At 39.8% G+C, this 14,905-nt stretch carries 15 protein-coding genes; 13 read left to right on the top strand and 2 right to left on the bottom strand.

The window, feature by feature from the left end:
• Positions 1-11 precede the first annotated feature (11 nt).
• Positions 12-662: a DedA family protein gene (locus tag ACPPVU_RS20500; protein WP_426668601.1), complete on the top strand. Its 651-nt coding sequence runs from the start codon at positions 12-14 to the stop codon at positions 660-662.
• On the opposite strand, the gene ACPPVU_RS20495 is transcribed toward ACPPVU_RS20500, so the two are convergent.
• Complete coding sequence (locus ACPPVU_RS20495) at positions 659-1,609, bottom strand: zinc dependent phospholipase C family protein (protein WP_426668600.1); 951 nt, start codon at positions 1,607-1,609, stop codon at positions 659-661. The two genes, ACPPVU_RS20500 and ACPPVU_RS20495, sit on opposite strands and share 4 nt — an antisense overlap.
• Positions 1,610-1,811: 202 nt before the next feature.
• On the opposite strand from ACPPVU_RS20495, the gene rpsT reads away from it, so the two are divergent.
• From rpsT to ACPPVU_RS20460, 7 genes are all read left to right on the top strand, one after another.
• Positions 1,812-2,066: a 30S ribosomal protein S20 gene (gene rpsT, locus ACPPVU_RS20490; RefSeq protein ID WP_426668599.1), complete on the top strand. Its 255-nt coding sequence runs from the start codon at positions 1,812-1,814 to the stop codon at positions 2,064-2,066.
• 178 nt (positions 2,067-2,244) lie between these two features.
• Positions 2,245-2,943, top strand: a complete 699-nt coding sequence (gene radC / locus ACPPVU_RS20485; protein WP_426668598.1) for a RadC family protein — start codon at positions 2,245-2,247, stop codon at positions 2,941-2,943.
• A gap of 125 nt (positions 2,944-3,068) precedes the next feature.
• Entirely contained in the window at positions 3,069-5,468 is a 2,400-nt protein-coding gene (gene pheT, locus ACPPVU_RS20480) for a phenylalanine--tRNA ligase subunit beta (protein WP_426668597.1), read from the top strand.
• A gap of 107 nt (positions 5,469-5,575) precedes the next feature.
• On the top strand, positions 5,576-5,866 hold the full coding sequence (locus tag ACPPVU_RS20475) for a hypothetical protein (RefSeq protein ID WP_426668596.1): 291 nt from the start codon (positions 5,576-5,578) through the stop codon (positions 5,864-5,866).
• A 21-nt stretch (positions 5,867-5,887) separates the two neighbouring features.
• Positions 5,888-6,178, top strand: coding sequence for a cell division protein ZapA (locus ACPPVU_RS20470; protein ID WP_426668595.1), 291 nt, complete (start codon positions 5,888-5,890; stop codon positions 6,176-6,178).
• Between the two features lie 217 nt (positions 6,179-6,395).
• Complete coding sequence (rny, locus tag ACPPVU_RS20465) at positions 6,396-7,961, top strand: ribonuclease Y (protein ID WP_426668594.1); 1,566 nt, start codon at positions 6,396-6,398, stop codon at positions 7,959-7,961.
• Between the two features lie 47 nt (positions 7,962-8,008).
• Positions 8,009-8,545 (top strand): DUF962 domain-containing protein, encoded by a 537-nt coding sequence (locus ACPPVU_RS20460; protein WP_426668593.1) that lies wholly within the window; start codon positions 8,009-8,011, stop codon positions 8,543-8,545.
• A gap of 120 nt (positions 8,546-8,665) precedes the next feature.
• On the opposite strand, the gene ACPPVU_RS20455 is transcribed toward ACPPVU_RS20460, so the two are convergent.
• Entirely contained in the window at positions 8,666-9,307 is a 642-nt protein-coding gene (locus tag ACPPVU_RS20455; RefSeq protein ID WP_426668592.1) for a DUF47 domain-containing protein, read from the bottom strand.
• 302 nt (positions 9,308-9,609) lie between these two features.
• Between ACPPVU_RS20455 and ACPPVU_RS20450 the strand changes: the two genes are divergently transcribed.
• From ACPPVU_RS20450 to pstB, 5 genes are all read left to right on the top strand, one after another.
• Complete coding sequence (locus ACPPVU_RS20450; protein WP_426668591.1) at positions 9,610-11,064, top strand: hypothetical protein; 1,455 nt, start codon at positions 9,610-9,612, stop codon at positions 11,062-11,064.
• A gap of 34 nt (positions 11,065-11,098) precedes the next feature.
• A complete protein-coding gene (gene pstS, locus ACPPVU_RS20445) occupies positions 11,099-12,139 on the top strand; it encodes a phosphate ABC transporter substrate-binding protein PstS (protein ID WP_426668590.1) in 1,041 nt (346 codons plus the stop codon).
• 143 nt (positions 12,140-12,282) lie between these two features.
• Positions 12,283-13,269, top strand: coding sequence for a phosphate ABC transporter permease subunit PstC (gene pstC, locus ACPPVU_RS20440; RefSeq protein ID WP_426668589.1), 987 nt, complete (start codon positions 12,283-12,285; stop codon positions 13,267-13,269).
• 5 nt (positions 13,270-13,274) lie between these two features.
• Positions 13,275-14,120, top strand: a complete 846-nt coding sequence (gene pstA / locus ACPPVU_RS20435; protein WP_426668588.1) for a phosphate ABC transporter permease PstA — start codon at positions 13,275-13,277, stop codon at positions 14,118-14,120.
• Entirely contained in the window at positions 14,102-14,860 is a 759-nt protein-coding gene (pstB, locus tag ACPPVU_RS20430) for a phosphate ABC transporter ATP-binding protein PstB (RefSeq protein ID WP_426668587.1), read from the top strand. Before pstA ends, pstB begins: the two co-directional genes overlap by 19 nt.
• Positions 14,861-14,905: the final 45 nt, after the last annotated feature.

Raw genomic sequence — 14,905 nt, 5'->3', positions numbered from 1 at the left:
AATTTAAGCAATTGGAACTCATTAAACACCTGATAGACTTTATCCTGCATATTGATAAACACCTGGCCGACATCATCAGCCAGTATCATGCGCTCACTTATCTGATATTGTTTGTGATCATTTTTGCAGAAACTGGTTTTGTTATTACCCCGTTTTTGCCAGGCGATTCACTGCTTTTTGCTGCGGGCGCCTTAATAGCCGGGGGTAATACAGGTTTAAATATCTATTTGCTCGCTGTTATCTTGATCATAGCCGCATTTACAGGTAATACGATAAACTATTTATTAGGAAATTACCTTGGGCCTAAAGTGTTTAAAGAGAATAATAAAATACTTAAACTGGATTATTACCTCCAAACCAAAGCTTTTTTCGACAAGCATGGGGGCAAGGCTGTTATATTCAGCCGTTTTATGCCGATCATCCGTACCATTGCACCTTTTGTTGCCGGGGTAGGCCGTATGCCGTTTTTAAGATATAGCCTTTATAATATCATTGGTGGTGTATCGTGGATCATTGTATTCCTGTTTGCAGGTTACTTGTTGGGTAATGTGCCGTTCTTTAAAGCACATTTTTCATTAGTAGGTATAGCGATCATTTTAGTTTCTGTTATTCCGCCGATCATAGCAGGATTAAAAAGGCGACCAGCTAAAGAGTCTGTTTAATCACTGATTTTTCCAATTCTGTACAAAGCCGCTTCACGCTGAATATTTTTCTTTTCATCAGCAGATAACGGCTTACCGATCAGTTTATTCAGATCTGGTTGCCCTGCATCCACCCAAGCCGAGAACCAAAAGCTGCCAACTTCCAATATTGAAGAGCGCATTCTTCGAGCTACCATGCCTTTTAAAGACATCTGATAAGCTTTGGCATAAGCGGCAGAATAATCCTTTACATTTTTACCTGAACGCTTTATTGTCTCATATTTTTTGTCTGGAGGGAAGGTGCTATTCAATCTCCGTTCAAAAAGCAATACTGAATCCACGCATTTAAATGAAGCACGGCAAATTTTGAAAGCTTCGTTCAAAGGATTTTCAATATACCGGGCCTTGCCGACGTAATAATTGTACTGGTCGCTAAACAATTCGGGAATACGGCTTTCCCATAATGCATGTATGCCATCCTGATGGGTTAACTGTCCATTATAGTTTTGGGTAAGGTGTAGTGGCACATGGGCATCAGCAATATAATGACCCAGGTTAGCTGAGGTTTTGAGTATGGCTGTGGTGTCATGTTCCTTAAAAGCTTTTACCAGTTTATAGTACTCATACTGGATCTGCCAGGGGACTGTCCCATATTTTGCCAACGTATCGGCAGTATATTTTTTTGCGGCATCATCCCATTTTACAGGCATCTTCATAAAAGGTTTCTTGCCATAATGGTCAATATTCAGGTAATGTCTGGGCGCTTCCAGCGAATCTACATAACGCTTTTTGTCAGGGTCGATAGCATGTTCGGTAATAAAATCAATATTCGCCTCATAAAATCCCGCCATTGCTTTTGGCAATGTAAAAACTGCTACATGATTTATTCGCCTGTGTGCAAAGAAGCCCCACGATGAACAAGAAATAAGAATAGCCAAAGCAATAATGCTCCTTGCAACAGGTTTCATATCCAAATATGCTCATTTTTGGTTAGATTGAGTTGATTAGGTGAGCGGTTGATTTAGGTAAGAATCGCATTTTTTGAAGGAAACTTAATCAACTTATTCTAACCCAATCAACTTAATCAACAAATTTTTAAAAACCCATTTGATAATATAAATATTCGTCATATATTTGCAGTCCTTAAATAAAAAAGAATAATTAGCTAAAATGGCAAATCATAAATCATCAATAAAAAGGATCAGAGCAAATGCTGCGAAGCGTCTGCGTAACAGATACCAGGCTAAAACTACCAGGAACGCCATCAAAAAATTAAGAGGCACACCTACTAAAGCAGAAGCAGCTCCGCTTTTAACTAAAGTGATATCTATGCTTGATCGTTTAGCTAAAAAGAATGTAATCCACAAAAACAAAGCTTCGAACAATAAATCAAAGCTGACTAAGTTTGTGAACGGCTTAAAATAATTAAGATATTCTAATCATATAGGAATAGCGATGAGTGCAAACTCATCGCTATTTTTTTTGGACACGATTTTGGGATTATAAAGACACGATTTCAGGATTTTAGTGAATTAAAAGACTAAAGAAATAGGAGATGATATCAAAAAAATCATTATAATCGCTAAATCGTGTATTCGTATTAATGAAACCTTATCAAGACAAGATCAGCATAAAATCCTGGGCTGAAGAAGACCGACCGCGTGAAAAGCTAAGCACCCAGGGCCGCCGGGCTTTAACCGACGCAGAACTCATCGCCATATTGATCGGCTCCGGCAGCCGTACAGAATCAGCAGTTGAACTGAGTAAACGTATCCTCCATCATTACGATAATGATCTGAATAAGCTGGCTAAAGCATCCATCAACGAACTTTCTAATTTCAGAGGAATAGGAGAGGCTAAAGCGATCTCTATTATCGCCGCACTTGAAATAGGCAGGCGCAGGGATGATACTGAAAGCAAGGCAATAGAAACCATCATGAGCAGTCGGGATGGTTATAACCTGATGCGTCGCTACCTCGTTGATCTGAACCATGAAGAATTCTGGATCATCCTGCTTGGACGATCAAGCAAAGTGCTGGGTAAAGAATTGATCAGCAAAGGCGGCTTGGCTGGAACAGTTGCAGATCCGAAAATTATATTCCATACTGCGTTGCAGTACCAGGCAAGCAGCATTATGCTAATCCATAACCATCCATCAGGTAATTTAAAACCTAGTCAGCAGGATATTAGCCTCACCAAAAATCTATCAGCTGCCGGTAAGATGCTGGATATTCATGTAATAGACCACCTGATCATTACTGATAATGGCTATTTCAGTTTTGGTGACGAAGGCCTTTTGTGACTAAGTCCGGAAGTCGGCACAAGTCAGAAAGTCCGTAAGTGTTTTTCTTCTTTTCATCTTTCGGACTTTCTGTCTTCCCGACTTCCGGACTAAATCCTATCTTTGCCGATTATCATTTTGCTATAATGAAAATTTCTTATAACTGGCTTAAACAATTTATTGATACCGATAAAACTCCCGAACAATTTTCGCAGATATTAACTGGCATTGGGCTTGAAGTGGAAACCCTGGAGAAAGTGCAGGCTGTACCCGGTGGATTGGAAGGCCTGGTAATTGGCTACGTTAAAGAATGCCGCCAGCACCCAAATGCGGACAGGCTGAAAATAACCAAAGTAGATGCAGGAACAGGAACTGAATTACAGATCGTTTGCGGTGCATCTAATGTAGGAGTGGGACAAAAAGTGGTGGTTGCTACTGTAGGCACAACTGTTTACCCAACCAAAGGCGAACCGTTCAAGATCAACAAATCAAAAATACGCGGAGAAGAATCTGAAGGAATGATCTGTGCCGAAGATGAAATTGGATTAGGTGAGTCGCACGAAGGGATTATGATACTGGATGCCAACGCCCTAATAGGCGACCTGGCTAAAGATTATTTTAAACTGACTGATGATTACCTCTACGAGATCGGTTTAACACCTAACCGCGCTGATGCTGCATCACATTTGGGTACGGCAAGGGATATCGCAGCGTTCTTAAAAACCAACTTCACTAAACCCGATATTTCAGGCTTCAAAGTAGAAAACACTAGTCGTAAAATTGAGGTGGTGGTTGAGAACGAAACAGCATGTCCACGTTATGCCGGTTTAACTATTTCGGGCATTGAAGTGAAAGACTCACCAAAATGGCTGAAAGAAAAATTAGCTGTAATTGGTATTCGATCTATCAATAACATAGTAGATGTAACCAACTATGTATTACATGGCCTGGGCCAACCGTTACATGCTTTTGATGCTGATGCCATAAAAGGCAATAAGGTTATTGTGAAAACTTGTCCGGAGGGGACACTATTCAAGACTTTGGATGAAGTGGAACGTAAGTTATCTGCGGATGACCTGATGATCTGCAACGCTGAAGAGCCAATGTGTATTGCCGGTGTTTTCGGGGGTATCAATTCGGGTGTCAAAAGCTCAACAAAAAGTATATTTCTCGAGAGCGCTTATTTTAACCCGGTATGGGTGCGTAAAACATCTAAGAGGCATGGCCTAAAAACAGATGCATCATTCCGCTTTGAACGCGGTATCGATCCGGATATCACGGTGTTTGCTTTGAAATATGCGGCCTTGTTGATCAAAGAAGTAGCCGGCGGTACTATATCATCCGAAATATCTGATATCTACCCAACACCTATCAAGCCTTTTGATGTTGATATTACCTATCATAACGTGCACCGTTTGATCGGTAAATCTATCGAACATGAAGAGATCAGGTCAATTATTAAGGCGCTGGATATCGAGATCATAAAGGAATCGGAAGAAGGTTTGTCTTTAAAAGTACCTCCTTATAGGGTGGATGTAACCCGCGAGGTGGATGTGATTGAAGAGATACTGCGTATTTACGGTTACAACAATATCGAGATACCAACCCAGATCAGGGCTTCATTAAATAATTCTGTAAGACCAGAAAAGGACGATGTGCAGAACAACATATCCGATCTGTTGACTGCAAATGGATTTAATGAAATATTATCCAATTCGCTAACCAAATCTGCTTATTCAAGTGATTTGGATCATGCTGTTAAAATATTGAATCCTTTGAGTAATGACTTGGATGTGATGCGTCAAAGCCTGTTATATTCCGGATTGGAGGCGATTGCCTATAATCAAAACAGGAAGAACACTGATTTGAAATTCTATGAATTTGGTAAGGTGTATAGTGTAAAGGAAGAGAAGTATATTGAGACGCAACGTTTTTCTGTCTTTCTTACCGGTGCTGATAAAGCTGAACAATGGAACCAAAAGCCACACCCGGTTTCTTTTTATATGCTGAAGGCGGTTGTTGATGGTTTACTGGATCGGTTGAATATCAAAGATATAATAACTGAAGATGCTAACTGCAGTAAAATGGCCTTTGGTTTGCAATATATGAGGAATGGTAAACAATTGGTTAAGTTCGGATCTGTTGCAGCAGTTTCATTAAAAAAGGTAGACCTTGAGAAAGAGGTCTTTTACGCTGATTTTAATTTTGATCTGATCCTTGCTGCGGTAAGAAAGAATGTGATCATTTACCAGGAAGTTTCAAAGTTCCCGGCAGTAAGGCGTGATCTGTCTATGCTGGTGGATACGCAGGTTACTTTCGGTCAGCTGAAACAGATCGCACAAAAAACAGAACGGAAATTATTAAAAGATGTAAATGTATTTGATGTTTACCAGGGAGATAAGCTTCCGGCAGGTAAAAAATCATACGCTTTAAGTTTTACTTTACAGGATGAAGAAAAAACTTTGACAGACAAGGCAATAGATTCGGTTATGCAAAAATTAATTTATAATTTCGGTAAAGAAGCAGGAGCGGAGATACGTAAATAATTATTGAATTAATGAATTAGTGAATTATCGGGTTGTTGAATCAATATTTTAATTGCCCGGTACTGAAAAAATAAATAATTCAATAATTCAATAAATCACTAATTAAAATGCCAACGGTAGCTGAACAGTTAAACAGAGTTGTAGAGAAGACAGAGCGCTTAATTGAGCTTTGCTCAGCGTTGCAGGAGGAGAATGATCTACTGAAACTGGAGAATCAGACACTCTCGTCGGCATTAAAATCAGGCAAAGAAAAGAGCCAGGAATTGGAAGAAAAATTGCGGGTAGTGAAAATGGCGAGGTCTTTTTCAGAAACTAATGAAAAAACACTTGACATAAAGCAAAAAATTGACGAATTTGTGCAAGAAATAGACAAGTGTATTGTGTTACTGAAAAAGTAGTGCAAAAAGTGAATAGCTCAAATGGGAGAAATCTCAATAAAAATAAATATTGCTGACAGAGTTTACCCCTTAAAGGTAAACATGGAGGAAGAAGAAATAATACGCAGAGCAGCTAAGCTGATCAACGACCGGATAAAAGAATACCAGGAAAATTATGCGGTCAGGGATAAACAGGATCTGCTTTCAATGGCGGTGTTGCATTATGCAACATCATCCTTAAAGGCGGAAAAAAAGGTGATGGTAGAAGATACAGATGTGGCGGACAAAGTTTATCAGTTGGACCATCTGTTGTCTGAATTTTTCTCGAAGTAATAAACGTTCTTACACATAACGAGCAAATTAAGATTTAACCGCAGTTAAATTTTAGGTTTCACTATTAAAAACTTAACGCTTCAATATCAGCGGATCACAAACGGTATACGTTACTTCATTGTATTTAACGACATCCAGGTCCCACCATGTTACTTGAAGTTTTTCAATACATGACACTTAAAAATTAGTTGCGGTTTTTTATTTATATAAACTTAAAATGAACTCTGTATTATACATTATTATCGGATTACTTGCCGGTGTACCCACGGGTATCGTTGTCGGCCGCTTCCTGCTCAGGAAGCTTTTTAAAGACCAGGAATCATCAGCACAAAATAAAGTAAAAAAGATTTTGAAGGATGCGGAGAACGATGCTGAAATATTGCGGAAAAATAAACTCCTTGAGGCAAAAGAGAAGTTTTTGCAGATGAAGGCTGAACATGAGAACGAGATCAACTCAAAAAATAATGCCATTAATCAGCGTGAGAACGGCGTAAAACAAAAAGAGCAATCATTTAATCAGCGTCTTGAAAACATGTCTCGCAAGGAGTCTGAACTGGATAATGTGCGCAAAAACCTGGAAAGACAAACTGAAATTGCGGTTAAAAAGCAGGAAGAAGTTGAGCACTTGAAACAACAGCATGTAGAACAACTGGAAACTATAGCTGGAATATCTGCCGAAGAAGCAAAAAATCAATTGGTTGATAACCTGCGTGAGGAAGCACGTACCAAAGCCATGATGCAAATCAAGGATATTGTTGACGAAGCGAAACTTACTGCCACAAAAGAGGCAAAGAAAATAGTTATCCAAACAATCCAACGTACAGCTACCGAAAGTGCCATTGAGAACACGGTATCTATTTTCAATATCGAAAATGACGAGATCAAAGGTCGCATTATTGGTCGTGAAGGAAGAAATATCCGTGCGCTGGAGGCCGCTACCGGAATAGAGATCATCGTTGATGATACCCCGGAGGCGATCATTCTTTCAGGCTTTGACCCGGTAAGACGCGAAATTGCACGTTTGGCTATGCACCGTTTGGTGACCGACGGTCGCATCCATCCTGCACGTATTGAAGAGGTGGTGGCCAAAACCAAAAAGCAGATTGATGAAGAGATAGTAGAGATAGGCGAGCGCACAGTAATTGACCTGGGTATCCACGGCTTACATCCCGAATTGATCCGTATGGTTGGCCGTATGCGTTACAGGTCATCTTATGGACAAAACTTATTGCAACACTCACGTGAGGTAGCTAACTTCTGCGCTACAATGGCAGCTGAATTAGGCTTGAATGTGAAGCTGGCTAAACGTGCAGGCTTATTACACGATATTGGTAAAGTGCCCGATGATAATCCTGAACTGCCACACGCTATTTTGGGTATGCAACTTGCCGAAAAGTATAAAGAGCATCCCGAAGTTTGTAACGCAATAGGCGCCCACCACGATGAAATAGAAATGACATCAATGCTGTCGCCGGTCATACAGGCTTGTGACGCTATATCAGGAGCGCGTCCCGGTGCACGTCGTGAAGTGGTTGAAAGCTATATCAAACGCTTAAAAGAGCTGGAAGAATTGGCTCTGTCTTATCCTGGTGTTGAAAAGACATTTGCAATACAGGCTGGCCGTGAGTTGCGTGTAGTGGTTGAAAGTGAAAAGATCAGCGATGCGCAATCAGAGATATTAGCTGCTGATATATCCAATCGCATCCAGACAGAAATGACCTATCCGGGCCAGATCAAGGTAACAGTGATCAGGGAAACAAGGTCCGTTGCGTTTGCTAAATAAATAAGAACTCTCCAGAGCCTTCTCCATTGGAGAGGGCTTTTATTATAATGGCGAAAAATCAAAATTCAAATCAAAGTAAACCATCGGGACTGGTCGAGATGCGCCCGGTAGATATTTACTTTGCCAAATACTCCGAAAGCCATCAAAACCCAACAAATAAGCTGATACATTGGATATGCGTACCATTGATCGTATTTAGTTTGTTTGGTTTACTGTGGTCTATTCCATTCCCGTACCTTAAGTTTCTGGGCTCATACAATGGGTTTTTTAATTGGGCCTCTTTCCTGATCGCGTTCAGCATTTATTACTACTACAAACTATCGCCTGTGCTGTCCTATTTTATGTTGCTCGTACTAATGATATTTAGTTTCGGGGTAATAGAACTGGCTGACTGGCAAAAGGCAGGTGGTCCTGCATTATGGCTGGTATGCCTGGTATTGTTTGTGCTATCATGGATCGGACAGTTTATCGGGCACAATATAGAAGGTAAGAAACCATCATTTTTGGACGACCTGAAGTTTTTACTGATCGGCCCGATATGGCTGTTGCATTTTATTCTAAAGAAATTTTCAATTAAGTACTAGCGTCGTGTCAATTATGAATTGACGTTTAGTCCTGAGTCGAGAGTCTTAAGTGTTGGGTCAGAAAAAGTACAGAATTGACTTAAGACTTAAGACTCTCGACTAAAGACTTTTGAATTGATACTAGATACTGTTTAGTACGATGATCTCGATTGCATCGGTTACGGATTTGCACTTGTTGACAGATGCTTCGAGCGAAAAAAGAATGTCCCGGTGCTTGATTAATTTAATAGCATCTTTTTCATGGGCGAACAGATCGGCAAGTGCATGGTAATAAACCTGGTCGGTTTGGTGTTCATGATCCTTTATCAACCGGCACGATTCAAGCATGGCTTCAGTATCTGTTATATGGCTTAATCCGTTGATGAGTTTTTGGATTTCAGTACATGACAATTGAATATATTTTGCCATCTGGCTCATTGCCGGTATAAAGATTTCTATCTCATAAATATTCATTCTCCCTGCGGCTTCATGTATATTATCCGCGACATCATCAATAGCAGATGCCAGTATATGAATATCTTTACGGTTAATAGGGGTAAAGAAAACTTTATCTAATCCTAAGTATACTTTATGTGTGATATCATCGCCTGTTTCCTCAAGCGCATTAATTTGCCTGTATAAGGATTCACGGTCTTCTTCAGGAACGGCATCCACAACGGCCGAAAGTAGCTCCGACATTTCCACAATGTTTTTGCCTGCCTGGTTAAATAGCCCGTAAAATAAAGCGCGGTGTGAAAAGAAATCAAAAAACAGCTTGCGCATAGTATCAAATTATAAAAAGCTAAAATACGCTCGCTATATTAAGACATCATTAAAGGAGAATAACTCAATGTTAAGAAATTGTTATTTTAAGGAGAAAACAATCATTTGCTATTAAATAATTGATCTTTAAATAGTTACAACATTTTTAACTATTGATTTATGTGATTTAACTGGTGGGGATTTGTTTCGTCAGGTTAAAGTTAATGTTCGCATAATATTACCAAATGTTAATCATGTCTTAACATTAACGTAATGCTGGCTACGCATTTTTGAGCCGAAATTTAATTTAACCTTACCCAGACATGGAAAAAATGTTTACGAAACTCACGGGATCAATACTAATATTGGCCCTTTTATTAGTTGGCTTTAATGTTAAAGCGCAAACTACTTTAGCGTCAAACACAACGCTTAAAACCACAGAGGCTAAGAAAGATTCAGCAGTTATTGCCGCTACTGCAACTAAACCTGCCGCAAAAACAGAAGTAAAAGCTGCAGCTAAACCTGCAGATGCTGATACTACCTGGCACCCACAAAGAAGATTATGGGGTTACGCATTTGGTGATGCTTACTATGTACAGCACGCACCGCCGCTTACTTCTTCACAAGGTAAAGAAAACAACTATTACCAGGCACAAACCGACAGAAATGCTTTCCAGTTCCGTCGTTTGTATTTAGGCTACGATTATGATATTAACAAAAAATTCAAAGCAGAAGTATTGTTAGCATCTGAGCCAAACGAAAACACTACGCCTACAACTTCTACTTCAGGAATTCCTAACGGTGATAACCTTGCAGATGGCAGAATGTCATTCTACATCAAAAACTTTAACTTACGTGTTAGAGAAATTTGGAATGGTACTGACTTCGTGATCGGTGAAATGGGAACACCTGGTTTCGCATTAAATGAGCCGGGAACTAACGCTCCTGTGTCATTATCGGAATCAACCTGGGGTTATCGTTCAGTTGAAAGAACCATCACCGATTTCCATAAAAACAACTCTTATGACGTAGGTGCTGCTTTACAGGGAACTTTTGATCCTAAAACTAAAAACTTTGGTTATGTATTAATGGTCGGTGATAACACCACGTCAAACTTAACAACAGTTTACAACCCTAACAACCCTGCAAGTCCAACAAACCCTAACCCTAACACCGGTTTCTTTAAAATATTTTATGGCGACTTGTGGGGTAAATTCCTCGATAAAAAATTATACGTGGATTTATATGCGGATTATGCAGAAACTTCATCTTCTGTATCAAGTGCAGCTGTTGCGTCAGGTATTATCGACCCTCAGGAACATAACATGTTTAAGCTTTTTGTGGCGTATAATGCCAAGCCTTTTACAATAGGGGTTGAAGCTTACACTCAAAAGCTTAAAAATGCAATGATCAATTCTGTGGATAAAACAGTTCATGATGCAACAGTGAATGCTATTTCATTCTGGATCCGCGGTACAATCGTTAAAGACAAATGGGGTTACTTCGCCCGTTATGACAACTATAACCCTGATTCCAAATTTGATAATGCTGCTAATTATTCAGTTAACGCTAATGGTTACAGCTCATTTGATCCAACTACTAAAGAACAATTTGTTACAGCTGGTTTAGATTTTACTCCTGCTAAAAACATCCACTTTATGCCGAACGTCTGGTTTACTCAATACAAAACTCAATATGATCCAACTCATGCTGGTTATGTACCTGATAACCATACTTTGGTTTACAGAATGACTTTCTTCTATACATTTGGTAAATAAGAACAAACAATTCAAAACATAAATTAATCAAACCATGAGAGTGATCAAAAACCTTAAATTAGCAGTTGTAGCAGCAGCGGTATCGTGCATATCGTTAGCAGCTTCAGCACAGGATAATACCTTATTAGGAGCAGGCAGTACCTTTGTGTACCCGCTCTTCTCGAAGATATTTTCAAAATATACTGCTTCTAAAGTTAACTACCAGTCAATAGGCTCAGGTGGCGGCATTTTGCAACTTACCAACAAAACTGTTGATTTCGGTGATTCAGATGCTCCATTGAATGCTGATCAGACAGCTAAAATGAGTGCTGCTGTTCTGCACATCCCAATGACTTCAGGCGCTGTAGTAGTAACTTACAATGTACCTGGTGTTAAAGGTGGTTTGAATCTGAGTGGTAAAGACCTTGCTGATATCTATTTAGGAAAGATAACCAACTGGAACAGCCCTGAGATAAAAGATGCTAACAAAGGCGTTGCTATCCCTGATCTTCCTATCGTGGTTATTCACCGTTCAGACGGTAGCGGCACCTCATTTATTTTCACTGACTACTTAACCAAAGTAAATGCTGATTGGGCAAAGAAAGTTGGTAAAGCAAGTGCTGTAAACTGGCCAGCCGGTTTAGGTGGTAAAGGCAGCGAAGGTGTTGCTGGTTTGGTTAAACAAACTCCTGGCGCTGTAGGTTATGTTGAGTTAGCTTATGCTAAACAAAATAACATGCCTTTTGCTAACATCCAGAACAAAAGCGGTAAATATATTACCCCAACACTGGAAGCTACTACTTTAGCAAGTAATGTAACTATCCCTGCTGATTCAAAAGTATCAATCACTGATACTGATAACCCTAAAGGCTATCCTATTGCAAGCTTTACCTGGGCTTTGATCTATAAAGAACAAAACTATAATAGCCGTTCTAAAGCACGTGCTACTGAATTATTGAAATTGCTTTGGTATAACATTCACCAGGGACAAGCAGAGTGTGCACCTTTAAATTATGCGCCACTTTCAAAATCTGCTGTTAAAGTTGCTGAACAAATACTAAAATCAGCTACTTACGACGGTAAGCCAATATTATAATTAATTAGAATCAGGAAACAAGAGTCAAGAAACCAGGTTGGTTATTTAAAAGTCTTGACTCTTGAATATTGGCTCTTGATTCTATGAATTACCAGCACCGCAAAGGGTGCTGGTAATTGTTTTGTAATAACAACCAGGAATTTATGGAACCATCTTTAGCAAACACCGGCAAAACGATGAATAACAATGCTGATAGTCTCGGCTCCGACAAAAAACAGGTTACAGCGATGAAAAATACAAGATTAGCCCTTTCCAACAGTCAGCTAAAATGGGAGATCACATTTAAGAAGATCCTGATCATCATGAGCGCTATTCTGTTACTTGTTGTATCAGGCATATTGATAACGCTCATTGTTGAATCCTGGTCCTCAATTAAAACATTGGGGATTGGCTTTCTTTGGGGTAAGGTATGGGACCCGGTAAGCAACATTTACGGAGCTTACCCATTTTTGATCGGTACATTGCTTACGTCGTTTATAGCATTGATCATTTCAATCCCTTTTTCATACGCTATTGCCATTTACCTGGGGGAATACAATCCCAAAGGATGGTTGTCGGATCTATTAAAAAATACTGTCGAATTAATCGCCGCAGTCCCATCTATTATATACGGTTTTTGGGGTATTGCTGTTTTGGTCCCTTTGGTTCGCGCTCTAGAGGTCAAATTTCATGTGTTGCCCTATGGTATAGGTATTTTTACTTCCTCATTGGTACTGGCTGTAATGATCATTCCGTATGGCGCGTCACTTGGTATCACTCTAATAAGGATGGTTCCGGCCGCATTAAAAGAGGGTGCCTACGCATTGGGTGCTACGCGCTATGAGGTAATTCGCAGCGTAATAATGCCTTATACACGTTCTGGTTTATTTGCAGGCGTTTTATTGTCATTAGGCCGGGCATTAGGTGAAACAATGGCCGTAACCATGCTTATCGGTAATACAAGTGCCATACCTACCAGTATTTTTTCACCGGGTAATACTATGGCCAGTGTTATAGCAAATGAGTTGATTGAAGCAGATCATACTGAATATTTATCAGCGCTAATAGAACTGGGCTTGGTGCTATTCATCGTAACTGTCATAATTAACCTTATAGGTAAAAGAATAATTTCCAGATTCACTAATCAATAAGATCTATGGAACCAAAATTAGGCATCCGAAACGCAAAAAGTTTGATCTTTAAGTGGGTAGTGATATTTTTTGCCTTTATAATCACTGCACCGCTGATAATTGTATTGGCATATATTGTTAAACAAGGGATAGTACAGGTAAACTGGCATTTCTTAACCAACGTACCTGTTCCTGTGGGCGAAACAGGCGGAGGTATCATTAATGCTCTTGTCGGGAGTTTCCTAATGGTAATAATGGCATCAATAATTGCTATACCGGTAGGTATTTTCGCAGGTATTTATCTAAGTGAAAACCCCAGAACGAAGCTTGCTTATTATAGCGGACTTTGTGTTGATATTTTGCAAGGGGTACCTTCAATTGTTGTGGGCATTGTAATGTATTTCTGGTTAGTGAAACCAATGGGTGGTTTCTCAGCAATAGCCGGCAGTATAGCCCTGGCAATAATGATGCTGCCTATAGTGATCCGGTCTACCGAACAAACTTTGTTGTTGTTACCCCCTTCACTTAAAGAAGCAGCGCTGTCATTGGGTGTACCGTATCATCGTGTTATTTTAAAAGTAATTGTACCTTGTGGTTTTGCAGGTATCTTATCCGGTATAACTTTATCGATAGCACGTATTATCGGTGAAACTGCCCCATTGTTGTTTACTGCTTTAGGCAACAGATATTTGTCATTTTCTGTGGGTAAAGAGATGGAAAGTTTGCCTCACCTGATATATACCTATGCAACGAGTCCTTATGACGACTGGCATGACCTGGCATGGGGAGCGTCCTTTATATTATTAGTATTCGTTTTGACATTAAACATAATCACTAAGGTTTTAACAAGAAAATGGAAAGTACAATTGTAAGTGCTGAAAATATTAACGCGTATTATGGCGATAATCACGCTATAAAGAATGTCAATATCAAGATAAACAGGAACGAGGTTGTCGCGATGATGGGGCCGTCCGGTTGCGGTAAAACAACTTTCTTGCGCTGCATCAATCGCATGCACGAGCTGATTCCCAATGCCCGTGCCGAAGGGATTATGAAACTCGATGGCGACGATGTATATAAGATGAACGTTATTTATGTTCGGTATAAGATCGGAATGGTTTTTCAAAGGCCCAACCCGTTTCCGAACCTCAGTATTTATGAAAATGTGGTAGCCGGTTACTTGCTGAATGGAATTAAACTTCCAAAAGCAGACAAGGATGTCATAGTTGAAAAATCTTTGACTAGTGCAGCTTTGTGGAATGAGGTCAAAGACTCACTGCATAAAAAAGGTACGTTCCTTTCAGGCGGTCAGCAACAGCGTCTTTGTATTGCCCGTGCTATAGCGATGCAGCCTGAAGTGATCCTGTTTGATGAACCAACTTCAGCTTTAGACCCTATATCTACCTCAAGTGTCGAAAATCTGTTCCACGAACTGAAACAAAACTATACGCTTATCATCGTAACACACAATATGCAGCAGGCCGCACGTGTAAGCGACAGGACAGCATTCTTTTACATGGGCGAACTGGTAGAGTTTGACGATACAAAGATCATGTTTACCAATCCCAAAGATCAGCGTACACAAAATTATATCACAGGCAGGTTCAGTTAGCCCCCTAACCCCATGAAGGGGGAATGAAGGAAAACTTAAAAATGT

The sequence above is a fragment of the Mucilaginibacter sp. McL0603 genome (assembly GCF_049992945.1).
Classification (GTDB): Bacteria; Bacteroidota; Bacteroidia; order Sphingobacteriales; family Sphingobacteriaceae; genus Mucilaginibacter.
The sequence above is the reverse complement of the archived record's forward strand: the minus strand, read 5'-3'. Positions and strand labels throughout refer to the sequence as shown.

Bases quoted from the DNA above. Each gene is read 5' to 3' on its own strand.
- rny (WP_426668594.1), top strand. From the start codon at position 6,396: ATGAACTCTGTATTATACATTATTATCGGATTACTTGCCGGTGTACCC.
- radC (WP_426668598.1), top strand. From the start codon at position 2,245: ATGAAACCTTATCAAGACAAGATCAGCATAAAATCCTGGGCTGAAGAA.
- pstB (WP_426668587.1), top strand. From the start codon at position 14,102: ATGGAAAGTACAATTGTAAGTGCTGAAAATATTAACGCGTATTATGGC.
- ACPPVU_RS20470 (WP_426668595.1), top strand. From the start codon at position 5,888: ATGGGAGAAATCTCAATAAAAATAAATATTGCTGACAGAGTTTACCCC.
- pstS (WP_426668590.1), top strand. From the start codon at position 11,099: ATGAGAGTGATCAAAAACCTTAAATTAGCAGTTGTAGCAGCAGCGGTA.
- ACPPVU_RS20450 (WP_426668591.1), top strand. From the start codon at position 9,610: ATGGAAAAAATGTTTACGAAACTCACGGGATCAATACTAATATTGGCC.
- ACPPVU_RS20475 (WP_426668596.1), top strand. From the start codon at position 5,576: ATGCCAACGGTAGCTGAACAGTTAAACAGAGTTGTAGAGAAGACAGAG.
- ACPPVU_RS20495 (WP_426668600.1), bottom strand. From the start codon at position 1,609: ATGAAACCTGTTGCAAGGAGCATTATTGCTTTGGCTATTCTTATTTCT.
- pheT (WP_426668597.1), top strand. From the start codon at position 3,069: ATGAAAATTTCTTATAACTGGCTTAAACAATTTATTGATACCGATAAA.
- pstA (WP_426668588.1), top strand. From the start codon at position 13,275: ATGGAACCAAAATTAGGCATCCGAAACGCAAAAAGTTTGATCTTTAAG.
- ACPPVU_RS20455 (WP_426668592.1), bottom strand. From the start codon at position 9,307: ATGCGCAAGCTGTTTTTTGATTTCTTTTCACACCGCGCTTTATTTTAC.
- rpsT (WP_426668599.1), top strand. From the start codon at position 1,812: ATGGCAAATCATAAATCATCAATAAAAAGGATCAGAGCAAATGCTGCG.
- pstC (WP_426668589.1), top strand. From the start codon at position 12,283: ATGGAACCATCTTTAGCAAACACCGGCAAAACGATGAATAACAATGCT.
- ACPPVU_RS20460 (WP_426668593.1), top strand. From the start codon at position 8,009: ATGGCGAAAAATCAAAATTCAAATCAAAGTAAACCATCGGGACTGGTC.